14 protein-coding genes are annotated in these 17,491 nt (G+C 72.0%); 4 read left to right on the top strand and 10 right to left on the bottom strand.

Annotation, left to right across the window (positions count from 1 at the left end; translation table 11 throughout):
- Positions 1–53: 53 nt before the first annotated feature.
- The 4 genes from OOZ19_RS16815 to OOZ19_RS16800 all read right to left on the bottom strand — a co-directional run bounded on the left by OOZ19_RS16815 (position 54) and on the right by OOZ19_RS16800 (position 5,253).
- Positions 54–1,871, bottom strand: coding sequence for a choline/carnitine O-acyltransferase (locus OOZ19_RS16815; protein ID WP_416309447.1), 1,818 nt, complete (start codon positions 1,869–1,871; stop codon positions 54–56).
- 50 nt (positions 1,872–1,921) lie between these two features.
- Complete coding sequence (locus OOZ19_RS16810; protein WP_266091056.1) at positions 1,922–2,731, bottom strand: class I SAM-dependent methyltransferase; 810 nt, start codon at positions 2,729–2,731, stop codon at positions 1,922–1,924.
- Between the two features lie 32 nt (positions 2,732–2,763).
- On the bottom strand, positions 2,764–3,633 hold the full coding sequence (locus OOZ19_RS16805; RefSeq protein ID WP_266091055.1) for a HalD/BesD family halogenase: 870 nt from the start codon (positions 3,631–3,633) through the stop codon (positions 2,764–2,766).
- Between the two features lie 297 nt (positions 3,634–3,930).
- Positions 3,931–5,253: a carboxypeptidase regulatory-like domain-containing protein gene (locus OOZ19_RS16800; protein WP_266091054.1), complete on the bottom strand. Its 1,323-nt coding sequence runs from the start codon at positions 5,251–5,253 to the stop codon at positions 3,931–3,933.
- A gap of 358 nt (positions 5,254–5,611) precedes the next feature.
- Between OOZ19_RS16800 and OOZ19_RS16795 the strand changes: the two genes are divergently transcribed.
- From OOZ19_RS16795 to OOZ19_RS16785, 3 genes are all read left to right on the top strand, one after another.
- On the top strand, positions 5,612–6,247 hold the full coding sequence (locus tag OOZ19_RS16795) for a TetR/AcrR family transcriptional regulator (protein ID WP_266091053.1): 636 nt from the start codon (positions 5,612–5,614) through the stop codon (positions 6,245–6,247).
- A gap of 165 nt (positions 6,248–6,412) precedes the next feature.
- The gene (locus OOZ19_RS16790) at positions 6,413–8,278 is read left to right on the top strand and encodes an arabinofuranosyltransferase (protein WP_266091052.1); all 1,866 of its coding nucleotides are present in this window, start codon (positions 6,413–6,415) and stop codon (positions 8,276–8,278) included.
- A 92-nt stretch (positions 8,279–8,370) separates the two neighbouring features.
- Entirely contained in the window at positions 8,371–9,189 is an 819-nt protein-coding gene (locus OOZ19_RS16785) for a siderophore-interacting protein (RefSeq protein ID WP_266091051.1), read from the top strand.
- A 22-nt stretch (positions 9,190–9,211) separates the two neighbouring features.
- Here OOZ19_RS16785 and OOZ19_RS16780 read toward each other — a convergent pair whose 3' ends face one another.
- A complete protein-coding gene (locus tag OOZ19_RS16780) occupies positions 9,212–10,135 on the bottom strand; it encodes a LysR family transcriptional regulator (RefSeq protein ID WP_266091050.1) in 924 nt (307 codons plus the stop codon).
- Positions 10,136–10,209: 74 nt separating this feature from the next.
- On the opposite strand from OOZ19_RS16780, the gene OOZ19_RS16775 reads away from it, so the two are divergent.
- A complete protein-coding gene (locus OOZ19_RS16775) occupies positions 10,210–11,199 on the top strand; it encodes a DMT family transporter (RefSeq protein ID WP_266091049.1) in 990 nt (329 codons plus the stop codon).
- 63 nt (positions 11,200–11,262) lie between these two features.
- On the opposite strand, the gene OOZ19_RS16770 is transcribed toward OOZ19_RS16775, so the two are convergent.
- The 5 genes from OOZ19_RS16770 to OOZ19_RS16750 all read right to left on the bottom strand — a co-directional run bounded on the left by OOZ19_RS16770 (position 11,263) and on the right by OOZ19_RS16750 (position 17,468).
- Positions 11,263–12,468, bottom strand: a complete 1,206-nt coding sequence (locus tag OOZ19_RS16770) for a lipase family protein (RefSeq protein ID WP_266091048.1) — start codon at positions 12,466–12,468, stop codon at positions 11,263–11,265.
- Between the two features lie 363 nt (positions 12,469–12,831).
- Positions 12,832–13,740, bottom strand: coding sequence for an alpha/beta fold hydrolase (locus OOZ19_RS16765; RefSeq protein ID WP_266091047.1), 909 nt, complete (start codon positions 13,738–13,740; stop codon positions 12,832–12,834).
- Between the two features lie 74 nt (positions 13,741–13,814).
- Positions 13,815–14,531 (bottom strand): TSUP family transporter, encoded by a 717-nt coding sequence (locus OOZ19_RS16760; RefSeq protein ID WP_266091046.1) that lies wholly within the window; start codon positions 14,529–14,531, stop codon positions 13,815–13,817.
- Entirely contained in the window at positions 14,528–15,505 is a 978-nt protein-coding gene (locus OOZ19_RS16755) for an ABC transporter ATP-binding protein (RefSeq protein ID WP_266091045.1), read from the bottom strand. Before OOZ19_RS16755 ends, OOZ19_RS16760 begins: the two co-directional genes overlap by 4 nt.
- Positions 15,498–17,468: a dipeptide/oligopeptide/nickel ABC transporter permease/ATP-binding protein gene (locus OOZ19_RS16750; RefSeq protein ID WP_266091044.1), complete on the bottom strand. Its 1,971-nt coding sequence runs from the start codon at positions 17,466–17,468 to the stop codon at positions 15,498–15,500. Before OOZ19_RS16750 ends, OOZ19_RS16755 begins: the two co-directional genes overlap by 8 nt.
- Positions 17,469–17,491 lie beyond the last annotated feature (23 nt).

Raw genomic sequence — 17,491 nt, 5'->3', positions numbered from 1 at the left:
CGAGCCCCGGACGACCACGTCGTCCGGGGCTCGACCTGTTCCGAGCGTGCCGCTCAGCCCGCGGACTTCTCCGTGATCAGCAGGTCCTCCAACTCGCGCATGGCGGTGCGGAGGTTGTCGGCGAACGCGTACATGCCGCCCGAGACCGCCAGCGGCGTGCTCAGGTAGAGGTGCAGCCGGTCGGGCAGCAGCACGTAGGCCACGCCGATGCACTTCCCGCTCGTGGAGCCGAAGCCGAAGTACTGGATGTTCGTCGACGGCGCCGAGCTGGTGCTCAGGTAGTCGTCGCGCATGATGTTCCAGCCCGGCGTGTCGTAGAGCGCCAGCGGTTCGGTCGCGCCCAGCTCGGTGCCCCGGCGGCGCTGGACGAGCTGCAGCTCCCACAGGTGCTGCTCCGGTGCGTCCCCTGCCTGGCACTGCTTGGCCCGCGCCACGTGCTTGTCGGCGGCGGCCCGGAACGCCGCGGTGCGCTTCGCCGCGTCCGCCGCGGGATCGTCCATCGTGGTCACGAACTCGACGATCTCGGGAGTCACCACCCGCATCGCCTCGGTGCGGCCGTGCCGCCACTGCCGGGTCGCGATCGACTCGTAGGTGGCGCCGATGCCCTTGGTGCGCTTGTGGGCGAGCTGGTACGCCATCTGCACGAACGCGTCAGGGGACATGCCCAGCCGCTTCGCCCGGTCCGAGCCGAAGTCCTCGAACGCCAGGATCTTGTTGGAGGTCTCGGCGGCGAAGGTGGCGAACGCGCCCGCCGCGCCGCGCACCTCGGCCCGCAGCGCGTCGTCGAGGGTGAACTCGACGCCCGCGACCTCCGGGGTGCCCTGCGAGCGCGCCCCGGAGTTCGCGGCGTGCTGCTCGGGCGTGGAGTTAAGCAGGGCGTCGACGAACGTCAGGATCGTGGTGCCGTCCAGGCCGCAGTGCTCCACGTTGATGCCGGCCCGGCCGTCCTCGAAGACGATGAGCGACACGGCCTTGTCGAACCAGCGGTTGCCGCTGTCGCCGTGCAGCAGCTGGTCGCATGCCTCCTGGGTGTCGGTGGGCGCGAAGTCCTCCAGGCACACGCAGAACAACGCCGACTCCACGGTGTCGAGCTCCTCGGCGTTGCCGAGGTCGAGCAGCCGCTGACGCGTCCGCGCCCAGTCCGCGCGGGCCTTCGTGGTGAGGTTCCCGACGGCGTCGTCGACGGTGGCGCGCGAGGAACCGGCCTTGCGGACCTCTTCCAGCCCGGCTGCCAGGTCCGCGAGGTCGTGCGGCGTGCCGTCGGGGGCGATCACGTCGAGGCGGAACAGGTTGCCGCGGAAGAACACCACGATGTGCCGGGCGGGCGACGGACCGGGGTGGTCGGCGGAGTACGGGGTCCGCACGGTGTCCTGCTGCTCACCGGGAATCCTGGTGGTGGAGAACAGGAACTTGTTCTGCTCCATCGAGGACGCCTGGCCGCGCTGGACCAGCGGCGGCAGCGCCTCCTCGTCGAGGGCCTGCTTGTAGGCCACCGCGCCGGCGATGAGCCCCGCGGCGCGATCGATCTGCCCGAGCTCGGAGTCCTGGAACAGGAAGAAGAAGTTCGCGTTCAGCGCGATCCGGTCCCGCCTGCCGAGGTAGCGCGACGGCCAGAACTCGTCGAGCCAGCTGTGCACGCCCTCGCTCGCGTCGAAGCGCTCCAGGTCGGCGTGCAGCGCGCGGGCCGGGCTCTCGGGGCGCAGGTACTCGGCGACGGCCTGCTCGGTGCGGGCGAGCTCGTCGGCGGTCAGCAGCGGCGCGCACCATTCGAGGAAGCGCGCGCAACTGTTCTCCAGCGTGGGCACCGGCACGCGCGGCAGCCGGTCCTCGTTTCCGAAGGTTCGGGTGGACCATTGCTGTGTGTCGTTCACGGTCATCCTCGCGAAATGGGGGGTCGGGTATTCGGCGGTGCTTCGCGGTGTCATTCGGGTGGTCGGGACAGGAACAGTTCCGCGTAGAGCCAGCCCTCGCTTTCCAAGCCGTCCGGGGAAACTCCGGCGCCGGCCAGCGTGTCCAGCATCAGGGCCCGTTCTTGCGGCGAGGCGAACCGGCGCTGTTCGAAAGCGCCGTCGACGTGCACGGTTTCGTAGCCTAGCTCCGCGAGGCTCGCGGCCACTTCGGTGAACGGGAACATGCGCAGCACGAAATGCGCCATCCACGGCTTGCGCGGTCCCGCGGCGTCGGCGATGCGGCGGACCGTGCGCTCCCCGACGTAGCCGAGGCAACCGGTGGACACGACCACGTCGGCGGTGGCGAGCCGCCGCCGCTGCTGCTCGTCCGGTTCCCGCGCCTCCAGGTCGGCGTGCACGACGTCGTCGAGGAACCCGGCGTCGAGGGCGTAGTCCAGGGCGGGCCGCGAGGTGTCGAGGCCGATGAACCGCGCGTCGCGCCCGCCGCCGCGCGCCCGCAGCCAGTCCCGGTCGCGGGCCAGCATCTCCTCGTGCCCCAGCGAATCGGCGGCCGGGTCGGTGTAGTGCGCGTAGAGCTCGTCCAGCGCCGCGTCGCACTTCAGCAGCGCGGCGTTGATGCCGTAGGAACTGCCGATGTCGACGACCGTCGGTACCGCCACCTGGCGTGCCTGCCGGTACTCGTCGAGGAATTTGCCGAAGTACGGTTTCGCCAGTTGCGGAATCCGGTAGTCCAGGGTCCGCAAGGTGCGGAAGTAGTCCCGCGGATCGGGACGGGTGTAGATGTGGTCCAGCGTGACTTTTCCGGTGGAATCGAACTGCACGGGCCGGTGCTCCTCTGCGAGGGGGGACGTGGTCAGTCGAGCAGCGCGTCGCCGCGCACGGCGTTGCCCTCGGCCGCTACGTGCTCGGGCAGGACCCGGCCGAAGATCTGCTTGGTGCGCGAGACGCTGCCGATGACTCCGGGCCGCTCGCTGTAGGCGAAGATCGCCGAGTAGCGCGCCGTCGACCCGCCGACCTCGGTGACCCGGTGCAGCGAGTAGCGCCCCTTGAACAGCTGCAGGTCGCCGGGCCGCAAGGTCAGCCGCCGGACGAGGTGCTCGCCGTCGCCGTCGAGCACGGCCCGCACGTCGTCGAAGTTCTCCTCGTCGCCGGAGCGGATGTCCTGGCAGTACTCGAATCCGCCGCCGGACTCCGGTTCCTGGGTCAGCATGCTGACCGCGAACTCGTTGGTGTCGAAGTGCCACGGGTGCGCCATGCCGGGATTGACGACGTTGAGCGTGAGCCCGGCCAGCGGGTCGGCGAGCGGGTGGATCCGCGGCAGCTGCACGCAGTCGGCGAGGAACCGCTGGAACAGCGGGTTCGCGTAGAGCCGGTGGATGATGGCCTCGGCGGGGATCTGGTCGCGCGCCACGAACGCGTTGCCGCGCTCCAGGGTCTTGCGGCCGGGGTGCTCCGGAGGCAGCTCGATGCTGGTGTCGATGTTGTAGGCGTTGACGACCTCGACGTCGTAGTGCGCTTCCGGCGCGATCTCCGCGCATTCCCGCCGCAGTTCCTCCTGCAGCGCGGGACGGATGAAGTCGGGCAGCACGCTGCAGCCGTGCTCGGCCAGGTCGTGGCGAGCACGGGCGACCACCTCGGTCCAGCCGGGACCGTCCGGTTCCGCGAGGGGGTAGCGGGTCGTGTCGACCACTCGCTCGACCAGTGGGGACTCGGATGCGCTCATGTGGTCCTCTCCGCACGTCGAGTTCACCGACCCGAGCGAAGCGGGCCCGGTGCACGCGATCCGCGCCGCTGCGGTGTACTCCGGATCCAACGAATCTGGCATGGCGCGGTTACTGGCGGGTGCCCGCCGCGTCGGGGAATCCGGGCGGTTTTTCTCGCGAAGATCAAATTAGCGGATTTGCTGGGAGCGCAGCAGGTTCGCGAACGCGGATCGTGTGATCGGGATCGCTTTGTGCCTCCGGTGCCGCGACGTGTAAAGGGGCGTGACCGGATCGGCCGCGCCCCTCGGGAGATCGCCTCAGCGCCCTGCGGGCTCGGAGATCGGCACGAGCACGAAGTCGTGACCGCTGCGCCCGTTCGGCACCGAGACCCGGCTGGCCGCGGGTGCCGCTCCGCGCGCGGCGGCGACGACGGTGACGAACCGGTCCGGCAGGTCGTGCACCTCGTAGCAGCCGTCGGCGTCGGCGTCGACCCGCGCGAGCTGGTTGCCCGCCGAGTCCGTCACGGTCACCACGGCGCCCGCCGCGGGCACGTCGCCCCGCAGCCGGACGCTGCCCGCCAGCGTCCGGTGGTGCGCGGGCTGCGGGGGCTCGAAGAGCGGGTCGACCACGGTTGCGCTGTCGTCCTCGTGCTCGTAGGAACCGGCTTCGGCCACGGCCTCCGGGTCCCGGTCCTGCTTGCGCTTCGCGTACCACTGGGTCGCGGCGGTGAGCGCCACCCCGGCCACGCACCAGGCCACGAGCCCGACGATCCCCGGCCACGATCCGGCGCCGTCGAAGTAGAGGATGCCGCGGATCGAGTCGGCCGCCTCGCCCAGCGGCAGCAGCAGGTGGAAGAACTGGAAGAACGGGTGCACCAGCTCCTTCGGGATCGCCCCGCCGCTGGAGGGCATGCTCAGCAGCACGAACAGCGTCATGGCGACACCGGGGATGAACTGCTTCACCAGCGGCACCAGGCCGAACGTCGTCCAGCCGACGGCCTGGGTGAGCAGGAACCCGAGCAGCACCACCACCGGGTGCGCGGGGATCACGTCGAGGAGGCGGCCCGCCGCGTAGCAGACGATCGAGGCGAACGCTCCGACGCCGACCAGCGACAGCAGCTTCTGGCGGGTGGTGAGTTCGGCGCGCAGCAGCACCATGACCGTGACGTACGGCGGGATGTTCATCGCCAGCAGCAGGTAGAACAGCCCGGTGCCCAGCACGTCGCCCGGGGCGGTGGGGGCGAGGTCGACGGTGGTCAGCGCATGCCCGCCCGCGGCGGCGACGGGCGTGAACATCTGCTGCAGGAACTGCACCAGGGCGGCGCCGTTGGCCTTGGCGTAGAACAGTTCGCCCGAGGCCGGGTCGTAGGCGGCGACGGCCTCCCGGTCGGTGATCGCCGCGCGAGCCGCCGCGGCGTCGGGGACGGCGGCCACGTCGACTCCGCCGGGCAGTGCCGCGGCGAACTTCGCGTCGAGCTGCTGGGCGACCTGCTCGCCGACGGCCACCACCGGCAAGTGGTGCGGCGACGGCGCGTGGAACGGCAGCAGGTAGCACAGCACGAAGCCGAGGATGAAGAAGATCGGGAACCACAGCGACGATGCCAGGGTGCGGACCAGCGATGTCGGCTGCTGCTCGGGCACGACTTGCTCCTTGTCTCGGTGGCGGCGTGAGCGGGTGAGCTCGTGCCGGGCTGCGGATCGAGTGCGGCGAACCGCCGTCCGGGCGCCCCGTGACAGGTCGGCTGCGCGGAGTCGAGTGCGGGGCGATGTCGGCGATGCGGGACTCCGGGCGCGGCGACGATGCCTGCTGCCCCGGCGACCCGGGCTCCGAAACGGTATCAGTACCTGCATTCGATGCAAGAATGCACGTACTGCAACTTTTTCCCGGTGTCGTGCTTTGTCCGGTTGGGGCGGAGTCGGAGTGCCGGGGGTGCCGCGCACTACGATGGACGGCCCGACGTGCATCCGGCCGCGACGGATCCGTGAACGGGAGCCCAGGATGTCCAGAACCACGATGCCCCGAGCGTCCGGCGACCTCCCGCCGCGCGAGCAGGAGGGCCTGCGCGAGCGCAAGAAGCGCGCCACCAGGCGGGCGCTGCAGCAGGCCGCGGTCCGGTTGTTCCGGGATCACGGCCCGGTGTCGGTCACCGTGGAGGACATCTGCGCCGCGGCGGACGTGTCGGCGCGCACCTTCTTCAACTACTTCGCCTCGAAGGAAGAGGTGCTGGTCCCCTGGGATCCGCAGACCGTCGGGAGCACCGCGCGGCGCATCGTCGACCGCCCGGCCGCGGAATCGTTGCTGAGCGTCGTGCACCAGGTGCTCGGGGAGGCGATCGACACCGCGATGGCCGCGCCCACCTGGCGCGATCAGGCCTTGGTCCTGCGCGATCACCCCGACCTGGTGAGCCGGGTGGCGCTGGCCTCGTGGGACTTGGAGCAGGCGCTGGCCGAAGGGCTGGCTCGCCGCACCGGGAGCGAGCAGGAGGATCCGTACGTGCGGCAGCTGGCGGCGACGGCGGTGACGACGCTGCGGGTGGCGATCCAGTGCTGGCACCGGGCCGACCCGGATTCCGCTCTGCACGATCACCTCGACTCGGCGTTCGCCCGGTTGGCCCAGGGGCTCCGCCCGGACTGAGCACCGCGGCGCGACGGCGGTGCGATCCGTTCGGATCAGCGGTCGTTGGTCTTGTCGTCGGCTCCTCCTTTTCACTCTTGCGAGTGAGTCTTAGATACGTATAGTCACCTGATCATGGGCTCGGCCGCAGGTGGCGCAGGCGATGCGCAGGGATGCTCGCTCCGGATGTCGCCGCGGCGGCTGGCAGGCGAACTCTCGGTAGTCGTGCTGGTGGCCGTCGTCGTGAGCCTCGCGGTGCAGTTCCCCATCGCCCGGCTCGGGCTCAGCGAGCCCACCGAGCTCCCCGCGCTCGCCGCCACCGCCTGCGCCGCGCTGCTGCTGGCGCTGCTGCTCGGCGGCGCCCGCTGGGCGGACCGGATTCCCGCGGCACTGCGGCTGCCCGCGGTGTGGGTGGCGCTGCCCGCGCTGGCGACCACCGTGCTGGCGTGGCCGCTGGAGCCGACGCGGCTGTACTACGGCGGCGTCTCCGTCGACCAGATGTTCCGGATGCAGTACCTGACGCGGTTCGCCGACTCGCCCGCGCTCGCCGACATGAACTACCCGGGCCTGGCGCCGTACTACCCGGCGGGCTGGTTCTGGCTCGGGGGCCGCTTCGCCGAGCTGACCGGGATGCCGGCGTGGGCCGCGTTCAAGCCGTTCGCGCTGCTGACGATCGCGGTGACCGCCGGGGTCGCGTTCACGTTGTGGAGCGTCGTGGTCCGCAGGCGGATCGCCGTGCTGTGCGCGGTCGCCACCACGCTCAGCGGGTTCCTGCGCGGCTTCGACGAGCCGTACGCGTGGATGTCGGTGGCGTGGCTGGTGCCGGTCGCGGTGGCGGCCTGGCACGTGCTGCGCTGCCGGGAGCATCCGCACCGGGCGGCGACGGTGGGGCTCGGGCTGTTCCTGGGCTTCGCCGCGATCACCTACGCGCTGTACCTGGCGTTCGCCACGATGGTGCTGGTGGTGATGGCGGCCGTGGTCGCCGCGCGGCGGCTGCGGGCGGGCGGCGCGTGGCGCCGCGTGGCCGGTGGGCCGGCGCTGCGGCTCGCGGTGATCGGCGCGGTCGCGGCGGCGGTGGCGCTGCTGGTGTGGGCGCCGTTCGTGCTGGCGAAGCTGGGCGGTGCCGGGTCGGCGGGCGCGGCGAACCGGTACCTGCCCGCGGAGTCGGTGCCGCCGTTCCCGTTCCTCGAACCGACCTTGTTCGGCGCGTTGTGCCTGGCCGGTTTCTGCTGGCTGGTGCTGGCGTTCCGGCGCAGCGAGGCCGCGGCGGCGCTGCTGGTGCTGACGGCCTCGGTGTACGCGTGGTTCGGGTTGTCGGCGCTGGCGGTGGCGGCGCAGACGACGTTGCTGGCGTTCCGGACCACGGCCGCGCTGGAGGTGCTGCTGGCGGTGGCCGGAGTGCTGGGGCTGCTCGACCTGTGGGGCTGGGCGCGCACGCGGCTGGACGCCCGGTTCCGGCGGCAGGTCGCGGTGCTCGGGTTCCTGCTGCCGCTGGCGGGCGCGGTGAGCACCGTCGAGACCGCGCTCGCGTCCGCGGTGGACGAGTCGGCGGCTCCGGCGTACCAGGACTACTACCCGACGGGCGCCAACGCGCAGCGCCGGGCCGATCCGGCGGAACCCGGCTCCTGGAACGACGAGCTCACGGCAGCGCTCGGCGATCTCACGGGGCGCGCACCGGCGGACATCACGGTGCTCACGACCTACCACCCGATCATGTCGTTCGCCCCGTACTGGGGCTTCCAGCAGGAGACGCCGCACTACGCGAACCCGCTGTCGGCCTACGAGGACCGCGCCGCCGTGATCCGCGAGTGGGCGGCGGCGAGCGGCCCCGAGGAGCTCGCCGCGCTGCTGCGGCGCAGCCCGTACCCGGCGCCGGACGCGTTCCTGCTGCGCCGCGAGAGCGACGGGCTGCACCTGACGCTGTCGCACGACGCGTTCCCGCACCAGCCCAACGTCCAGGTCTACGACGTGCGGTTCGACCCGGCGCTGTTCGACTCGGCCGCCTTCGTCCGGCGTGACGCGGGTCCGTTCGCGGTGATCGCGGTGCGCTGATCGTTTCGGGCGGTCCTGACCGGGTGAGCTGAACCCGCCCCCGCTGTCAGGTTAGCCTTGCCTCAGAGAACCAGTCGCGATGAGGAGAGCTGATGGCTCAAGCGGGCAAGTCCAGGCCGGTCAAGCGGCTGCGAGTGCTGCGCAAGGAACAACTCACCCCGCACATGATCCGCATCGTCGCGGGAGGGGAGGGAATGCGGGCCTTCCAGGCCAACGAGTTCACCGACGCGTACGTGAAGGTGGTCTTTCCCGTCGACGGCGTGTCCTACCCGGAGCCGTTCGACCTCGGCGTGATCAACGCCGAGCTGCCCCGCGAGCAGTGGCCGAGCACCCGCACCTACACCGTGCGCCACTACGACCAGCAGGCCGGCGAGCTCACCTTGGACTTCGTCCACCACGGCGACACCGGGCTCGCCGGGCCGTGGGCGGCGAACGCCGCGCCCGGTGACGAACTGCTGCTGGCCGGACCCGGCGGGGCGTACGCGCCGGACGCCGCCGCGGACTGGCACCTGCTGGTCGGGGACGAGAGCGCGCTGCCCGCGATCGCCGCGGCCCTGGAAGCGATGCCCGCCGGATCCCAGGTCCGGGCGTTCGTCCTGGTCGACGGTGCCGACGAGCAGCAGGCGCTGTCCACCAAGGCCGACGCGGAGATCCGCTGGCTGCACCGCTCGTCGGGCGACGACCTCGTCGGTGCCGTGCGGGACTCGGAGTTCCCGTCCGGTGACGTGCACGCCTTCGTGCACGGCGAGGCCGGTTTCGTGCGGGAGCTGCGCCGCTACCTGCTCAACGAGCGCGGAGTGGGCAAGGACCGCCTGTCGATCTCCGGCTACTGGCGCGAAGGCAAGAACGACGAGCAGTGGCGCAAGGAAAAAGCGGCCGAACGAGCCGCGGAAGAGGCCAAGGCCTCCTGACGAGAGCTCGGCCGAACCCCGGTCACATGCGGTCGGCCGGGGTTTGGCCGGGGATCACCCGGACGACCTCGCGGAGTGCGACGACGAGGGCTTCGACGGCGGGTGACGGCGGGCCGCCGCGGATCGCGACGGCGATGGTGCGGGTGACCGTGGGGCTGACGGGGATCAGCCGGACGCCCGGGAAGCTTTCGACGGCGGCGCGCGGCGCCAGCGACACGGCCAGTCCGCCCGCGACGATCGTCATCTGCGTCGGGAAGTCGTCGGCGACGAACCGGACGTCCACTTCGATGTCGTGGCGGCGCATGATGTGCAGCTGCGCCTCGTGGTGGTCCGTTCCGGGCGGGCACGCGGCCCAGACCTGGTCGCGCACGTCGGACAGGTCGATGCGCTCGCGGGAGGCGAGCGGGTGCTCGGATCCGACGGCGAGCACCACGTCGTGGTCGACGAGCGGGTGCAGCTGGACCCGCGGCGGCATGCGCATCGGCAGCGACGACCAGTTCTCGATGATCACCGCATCGAGGTCGTGGCTGAGCAGCAGCGGGATCATGTCGATCGCCCCGCCGCCGCTGCGCGCGCTGGGCAGGACGTCGGGGTGGCGCAGCGCCAGCTTGTGCAGGGCCGGTGCCAGCAGCAGGCGGAAGCTGCTGTGCAGGGCGCCGATGCGCAGCGGTCCGACGGCGCGGCCGTCGAGCTCGGACAGCGCGTGCTCGGCCGCGGCGATCTTGCCGCCCGCCGCGCCGGCGGCCTCCGCGACGATCCAGCCGGCCGTGGTGAGGCGCATCCCGCGCCCCTCCGGCTCCACCAGCGCGGTACCGGCCTCGCGTTCCAGCTTGCGGATCTGCTGCGTGATGGCGGGACCGGTGACGTGCAGGGCGGCGGCTGCCGCTGCGACCGAGCCGTGCTCGGCCACCGCGGCCAGCACGCGGAGGCGCTCCCAGTTCAACACCTAAGCGATACTAATCTGATCAGCCGAAAAATAGTAACTAGTGCTGAGCAGTGTGCGGCGGCAGAGTGAAAGCCGTGAACGCTGATGGGTGGAAGCACGCCGCGAAGGGATCGACGGCGCCCGTGGTGTGGGTCGTGCTGGGGGCGCTGTCGCTGTCGGTGTCGGCGACGCTGATCGCGCTGGCCGGCACGTCCTCGGTGACGACGGCGTTCTACCGGTGTTCGCTGGCGCTGGTCATGCTGCTGCCGCTGCTGGTCCGCGAGGTGCGCAGGCACGGCCTGCCGGACCGGCGCTTCGTCGTGATGGCGCTGCTCGGCGGCGCGTTCCTCGGCGCGGACTACCTGCTGTGGAACGTGAGCATCGGCGACGTCGGCCCGGGCATCGCGACCGTGCTGGTGAACATGCAGATCGTGCTGTTCCCCGTCGTGGTGCGCGTGATCACCGGAACTCCGCTCGCCCGCCGGTTCGTCGTCGCGATCCCGGTGCTGCTGGTGGCGGTGATGTTGGCGGGCGGAGTCGTCGGCCCCGCTCCCGGGGGAGCCGCTCCGCTGCGGGGCACGCTGCTCGCGCTGGCCGCGGCGCTGGGCTACTCCGGGTACCTCTACTTCACCAGGGACTGCGGCGTCCGGTCGCCGGAGTACCTGGTCGCTCCGGTGTTCCTGGCGACGTTCGCCGCCGCCGCGATGGCCGCGATCACGGGCCTGTTCACGTCGGGCATCGAGGTCGACCTCCCGCCGCGGACCTGGGTGTGCCTCGTGCTGGTCGCGCTGTTCGGCCAGGCGGTCGGCTGGCTCCTGGTGGGGGCGGCGCTGCCCAGGTTGGCCCCGGCGCTGTCGTCGACGTTGCTGCTGCTGCAGCCGATCGGCGCGGTGCTGATCGGGATCATCTGGCTCGGCGACGTTCCGACGCCGCTGCAATCCGCGGGCTGCGCGATCGTGCTGGCCACCGTCTGGGTCCTGACCGCGGGAAGCGCGCGTTCGAAGCGGGGGAAGGGGCCCGAGTCCGGTTCCGGAGGTGACCTCGCGCGGGACGCGGAACGAGCGGTCGCAGCGACGAAGCCCTGATGCGCTCCGCCCGGCCTGGCAGGACGTGGACGGGCCGCCCCGGGGAGCGGCCCGTCCGGTGCGTCAGCAGTCGGATTCCGGGGTGTCGCCGTCGAAGCGGTCGGCGAGGTAGTCGACGGCGGAGCCCGCGCCGGTGATCAGGGTGCTCACGTGCTCACCGGGGAAGGTGCGCCAGGTGACCTCGGAGCCCGCCGCGCAGTACTGATCGCGGAGTCCTTCCGCCTGGTCGCGCGGGAGGATCTCGTCGTGGGTGCCGTGGAACAGGTAGATCGGTGCCTGCTGCGGGCGGGAACCGAGCGAGTTCTCCTCCAACCGCGCCTGCCAGCGCGGATCCTCCAGCGGGCTGTGCGTCGTGTAGTCCTTCAGGCGCTCGAAGGCGTGCCCGAACACGGCGTCCACGCAGGCGTCCTTCTCCTCCTCGAAGGTCTCCTTGCCCTTGTCGTTGAGGAACGACATCAGGTCCAGCTCTGGGTACGCCGCGTCGAAACCGGCGGCGGTGAGCATCGCGAACCCGAACCCGATGCCGCCGTCCAGGAAGGTCGACACCGCCGCCAGATCCGCCGGGTTCCCGCCCGCTGCCACCCCCACGACGTCCATCTCCGGCGCGTAGTCCGGCGAGAGCTCACCGGCCCAGGCCGCGGCACCGCCGCCTTGCGAGTACCCGGAGAACGCGATCGGCCCGTCCGGGCTCAACCCGGCAGCAGGCAGTCCGGTGGCGGCGCGAGCCGCGTCGATCACGGTGCGGCCCTCGGATTTTCCGACCACGTAAGGGTGTGTTCCGGGAGTGCCGAGACCTTCGTAGTCGGTGATCGCCACCGCCCAGCCCCGCTGGAGCATCGGCTCGACCAGCGGGCGCTCGTAGTCCGGCTGGAACTTCGACGGCGCGCAATCGTCCCCGATCCCGCGCGTTCCGCTCCCGATCGACACGACCGGCCGCTCGCCCTCGCCGCGCCACTCGGTGGTCGGCACCAGGACGCGGCCGGTGACGGCGATCGGCCGCCCGGTCGCGGATTCGGAGCGGTAGAGCACGAGGTACGCCTTGGTGCCCAGCTGCTGCGGCAGTTCGCGCCACCAGATCACGTCGCCGTTCACGCCGTCGGGCAGGGGAGCGGGCGGTTGGTAGAACTCGTCGCCGGGCGGGCCTTGCGGCGGTTCGGCGGTGGCCGCGGCGGCTCCGGAAGGAACGGCCAGCGCCAGCGCCGCGGCGACCGCGAGCGTCCGCCAGCCGAACGTGCGGAGTGGGGTGCGGGAGGACGAGATCGGTGGCACGGGAACTCCTCGTTGAGCGCGCACGCCGTCGTGCGCTTCCTGACCGATGTGGACGGTCGCGAAACCCGGTGGGTGCGGGGTCGCCATCGTCGGTGCGAGCGGGGTGCGCCGGGCGGGCTCCGGTGCCGGGGCGTTCGTCGGCGGCAGGCGGTCGTGGGCCGGAACAGATGCCGTGTTCGGCGAGATCGTCGCTGATCACAGCCGTGCGAGGACGGAAGTGTAGATCGCCGAAGCGGGACGTGGAACTCCTCGACGATCTCATTACGCGCGAGTAACCTGTTCGGCCTCCGCATTCGCGAGCCGAGCGATTTCCGCCGCGCAGCGGGGTTTCCGCGCGCTCGGCCCACCACCGGAACCGTCAGGTCAGCGCGTCAGGACGTCCCGGATCGCTCGCACGACCGCGTCCGGTCGGCTCCAGGTGATGTTCGAATGTCCGGCGTCGTCCAGCCGCCGGATCTCGGCTCGGGGGCGCGCCGCGGCCAGGTCCGAGTAGAGCCGGTGCTTGGCCCGGCCGGATTCGGCGGACTCGTCCCGAGATCCGGGCGGTGCGAGCTCGTCGGCGATCGGATCGGGCCCCATGGCGGACACGACGATCAGCGGCACGTCGGGCTCGGAACCGGCGTCGCGGACTTCGTCGAACAGGTGCCGCAGGTTCAGCGGTTCCCGCAGCGATCGCCGGTAGCCCTCGTCGCCGAACGCCCGGTCCAACAGCGGTTCCCGGATGTCGCCGGGCCAGCCGGTGAGCGCTCGGTCGAACGCGGCCCGGTACGCGGAGCGCATCGCGTTCACCTGCTCGGCGTGCGGGGCCGAGGGGTCGGTGTTCCAGTTCCGCAACCGCCGGGCTTCCTGCTCCGGGAGGTAGTCGGCGATGTCCTCGTGCGTGGGGTCCAGCAGGACCAGACCGGCGACCTCAGCGGGGAAGCGCTTCGCGTAGAGCCGTGCGTGCAGGCCACCGAGCGAGTGCCCGACCAGCAGGTACGGGCCGGGCACGGCCGCCGCGCGCAGCAGTTCGCGCAGGTCGTCGGTCACCTGCGCGCCGCTGCGGGGGAGGTCCACCGCGTCGCTCCAGCCCAGGCCGAGCCGGTCGTGGATGACGCTGGTGGTGAACTCCGCGACGAGGTCGTGCACGTTCCAGTAGTACAGCCCGGACATCCCGCCACCGGCGAGGAACACCACGGGCGGGTCGCCGGTGCCGGAACGGTGCAGCAGCATCGCGCCGCCCGAGACGTCGAAGAGCTCTCCTCGCGGAGCCGTGCTCGCGGTGTCGTCCACTGGACTCCTCGGCAGGAAGACCGGTCAGTGCTTCGCTTCCCTCGCAGGGTATCGGGAGAGGAGCGTCGGTCCCGCTACGTGAGCTGCTGGGCGGTGAGGGTGGCTGCGCCCGCGAGGGACAGGAGCATCGCCAGGTTCCGCGTGCGGCCCACGTCGAGGTGGGCGGCCAGCGGGCGGGCGAGCAGCACGCCCGCCGCCGCGGCGGGAGCGAGCAGCACCGCGTAGCGCAGGCTCTCGGTGGTCACCACGCCCGCCAGGCACAGGCCGGTGAAGGTCATGATCGAACCGAGCAGGAAGTACGCGCTCATCGTGCTGCGCAGCCTCGGGCCGGCCAACCGCTGCCACACCATCGCCATCGGTGGGCCGCCGATGGCCGTGGTGGTCGCCATCAGGCCCGAAGCCAGGCCCGCCACCACCACGGCGCGCCGCGTCGGGTGCGGGGTGAAACCCCACCACGACGCGAGCACGCCGAGCGCCACCACGGCCGCCACGCACAGCGCGAGCGCACGCGCGGGCAGCGCCGCCACCAGCACCGCCCCGGCGGCCACTCCGGGAACGCGGCCGAGCAGCGCCCACGCGGTGCCGCGCACGTCCAGGTGTTCGCCTTCCAGCAGCACGACCGCCCCGGTCACCGCCGCCGCCAGCAGCACCACCACCGCGGGCAGCAGCTCCGGCGCGAGCAGCGCGAGGACGGGGGCCGCGAGCATGCCCAGCCCGAACCCGATCGACACCTGCAGCAGCGCGCCGACGAGCACCACGACGCACAGCGCCGCGAACACGCCGCCGCTCATGCGGGCGTCAGCGGGAAGTGGCACCGGCCTTCGTGCGGTTCGGCGCGCACGTCGCCGCGGCTCACCACGCCGGGTGCTTCGGCCGCGCACCGGTCGGTGGCGTGGTGGCAGCGGGTGCGGAACCGGCAACCCGAGGGCGGGTTCAGCGGGGACGGGATCTCGCCGCCGAGCAGGATCCGCTCGGATCCCGGCGCGGGGTTGAGCTTCGGTGCCGCGGACATCAAAGCGGCGGTGTACGGGTGCAGCGGCCGGTCGAAGACGTCCGAGGTGCGGCCCTGTTCGATGATCTTGCCGAGGTACATCACCGACACCCGGTCGGCGACGTGACGCACCACCGACAGGTCGTGGGAGATGAACACGTACGACACGCCGAGCCGCTGCTGCAGCTCCGCCAGCAGGTTCAGCACTTGGGCCTGCACCGACAGGTCCAGCGCGGAGACCGGTTCGTCGCACACGATCAGGTCCGGGCCGAGCGCCAGCGCGCGGGCGATGCCGAGGCGTTGCCGCTGGCCGCCGGAGAACTCGTTCGGGTAGCGGTGGGCATCGCCTGCGCGCAACCCCACCAGGTCCAGCAGTTCGCGGATCCGGGCGTCCTTCGCGGGGCCAGTGGGCGCGGCATCGCGGTGCGTGCGCCACGGCTCGCCGATGATGTCGGCGGCCGTCATCCGCGAGTTCAGCGAGGCGAACGGATCTTGGAACACCATCTGCACCCGCCGCCGCCACGCCAGCAACTCCTTGCCGCGCAACGAGAACGGGTCCGTTCCGGCGAAGCGCACCGCGCCCTCGTCGGGGCGATCCAGCATCAGCAGCACGCGGGCCAGCGTCGACTTGCCGCAGCCGGACTCGCCGACCAGCCCGAGCGTCTCGCCGCGCCCCAGCCGCAGGTCGACGCCGTCGAGCGCGGTGAGCCGAGCGCCGCGCGCCACGCGGAACGTCTTGCGCAGACCGGAGACCTCCAGCAACGGCTCAGGCATGGGTGAGCTCCTCGGTGAAGTGGCAGGCGGCGGCGCGGGAGTCGCCGGTGGCGGTCAGGGCGGGGCGCTGCTCGGTGCAGCGCTCGCGGGCCATCGGGCACCGGGCCTGGAACGCGCAGCCCGCGGGGAGGGCGCTGAGTTCCGGCGGGCTGCCCGGTACCGCGGGCAGCGGCCTGCCCTTCTCGGCGTGCTCGGGAACGGAGTCGAGCAGGCCCTTGGTGTACGGGTGGCGCGGGTTCGCGAAGACCTCGGCGACCGGGCCGGTCTCCACCACGGTGCCCGCGTACATGATCGCCACGTCGTCGGCGTGCTCGGCGACGACGGCCAGGTCGTGCGTGATGAGCACCAGCGCCATGTCGTGGCGCGCCTGCAGGTCCCGCAGCAGCCGCATGATCTGCGCCTGCACCGTCACGTCGAGCGCCGTGGTCGGCTCGTCCGCCAGCAGCACGTGCGGCTCCAGCGCCACGGCCATCGCGATGAGCAGCCGCTGCCGCATCCCGCCGGAGAACTGGTGCGGGTAGGAGCGCGCGCGGGCGCGCGGTTCGGGGATGCCGACGGTCTCCATCAGCTCCACGGCCTTCTCCCGGGCCTTGCGCCGCGACAGGCCCCGGTGGATCCGGAACGGTTCGGCGAGCTGCCTGCCGACCGGCTGCACCGGGTTGAGCGCGGTGAGCGCGTCCTGGAACACGATGGACAGCGCCGGTCCGGCGAGCTTGCGGCGGGCGGTGGTGTCGAGCCGGAGCACGTCGGTCCCGGCGACCCGCACGGAACCGTCGGTGACCCGCGCGATCGGGTCGAGCAGGCCGACGATGGCCTGCGCGGTCATCGACTTCCCGCAGCCGGACTCGCCGAGCAGCGCCAACGTGCGTCCCTTGTGGACGGAGAATCCGACGTGGTCGACGGCGCGCACCGTCACGTGCGGGGTGCGCAGGTCGACGGTGAGGTCCTCGACGGCCAGCGCGGCATCCGGTGCGCCGGGCGCGCTCGCGGGCGTCGCGCCGGCCTCCGTGGTGGAGGAAGTCGTTGCGGTGGAACGGTTCCCGGTGGGGACGGCGCCCTCCTCCGCGCGCGGCAGCGTGAGCCGCCAGCGCTGCGCCGGATCCGTGGCCAGCCGCACCCACGCCGCCAGCACCGTCGCCGACACCGTGGTCACCACGATCGCCAGGCCCGGCAGCACCGCTATCCACCAGGCCGTCTGCAGGTATTGGCGGCCCTGCGCCACCATCAGGCCCCAGCTCACCTCCGGCGGCTGGATGCCGATGCCGAGGAAGCTCAGCGAGGACTCGGTGAGCATCACGAAGCAGAAGTCGGTGGCGGCCACCGTCAGCAGCGTCGGCATCGCGATCGGCAGGACGTGCCGGTAGATCGTCGGACCGCTGCCGGTGCCGAAGGTGCGCGCCGCGTCGACGAACAACCGGCTCTTGAGCTCCGCGGCCTCGGCGCGGGCGGTGCGCAGGTACACGGGGATGCGGGCCAGCGCGATGATGAGCACGATGTTCGCCGCGCTCGGCGCGAACACGTACAGCACCACCACCGCCAGCAGCAGCGACGGGAAGCTCAGGATCACGTCGGCGACGCGCATCGCCACGTTCTCCCGCCGGCCGCCGTGGAATCCCGCCCACATGCCCACGGCGGAACCCAGCAGCAGCGAGCACAGCACTGCCGGCACGGCGATGGACAACGTGGTGCCGGCGGCCTCGACGAGCCGGGCGAGCACGCTGCGGCCCAGCACGTCGGTGCCCAGCAGGCCGGTGACGCCGTGGTCGAACGACGGCGCCAGCAGGGACGCCCGCAGGTCCTGGCGCACGGCCGCGTCGCCCAGCAGCAGCGGGCCGAACACGGCGGTGACCAGCACGAGCCCCAGGACCACGGCGGCCACCGCCGCCATCCGGTCCTTGCCCAGCAGCGCCCACCAGCGCGGCGGTCGCCGGGACGCGTCGGCCGCGGTTTCGGCAGTCGTCATCGTCGTTTCCTCCGGCTCGGCAG

Origin of the sequence: Saccharopolyspora sp. NFXS83, from assembly GCF_026241095.1 — a bacterium.
Lineage (GTDB): Bacteria > Actinomycetota > Actinomycetes > Mycobacteriales > Pseudonocardiaceae > Saccharopolyspora_C.
This window is presented reverse-complemented; position numbering and strand designations above follow the sequence as displayed.

What these genes read in the sequence shown, in the direction of transcription:
- OOZ19_RS16785 (WP_266091051.1), top strand. Translation starts at nt 8,371, where the DNA reads ATGGCTCAAGCGGGCAAGTCCAGGCCGGTCAAGCGGCTGCGAGTGCTG.
- OOZ19_RS16805 (WP_266091055.1), bottom strand. Translation starts at nt 3,633, where the DNA reads ATGAGCGCATCCGAGTCCCCACTGGTCGAGCGAGTGGTCGACACGACC.
- OOZ19_RS16750 (WP_266091044.1), bottom strand. Translation starts at nt 17,468, where the DNA reads ATGACGACTGCCGAAACCGCGGCCGACGCGTCCCGGCGACCGCCGCGC.
- OOZ19_RS16795 (WP_266091053.1), top strand. Translation starts at nt 5,612, where the DNA reads ATGTCCAGAACCACGATGCCCCGAGCGTCCGGCGACCTCCCGCCGCGC.
- OOZ19_RS16755 (WP_266091045.1), bottom strand. Translation starts at nt 15,505, where the DNA reads ATGCCTGAGCCGTTGCTGGAGGTCTCCGGTCTGCGCAAGACGTTCCGC.
- OOZ19_RS16790 (WP_266091052.1), top strand. Translation starts at nt 6,413, where the DNA reads ATGTCGCCGCGGCGGCTGGCAGGCGAACTCTCGGTAGTCGTGCTGGTG.
- OOZ19_RS16760 (WP_266091046.1), bottom strand. Translation starts at nt 14,531, where the DNA reads ATGAGCGGCGGCGTGTTCGCGGCGCTGTGCGTCGTGGTGCTCGTCGGC.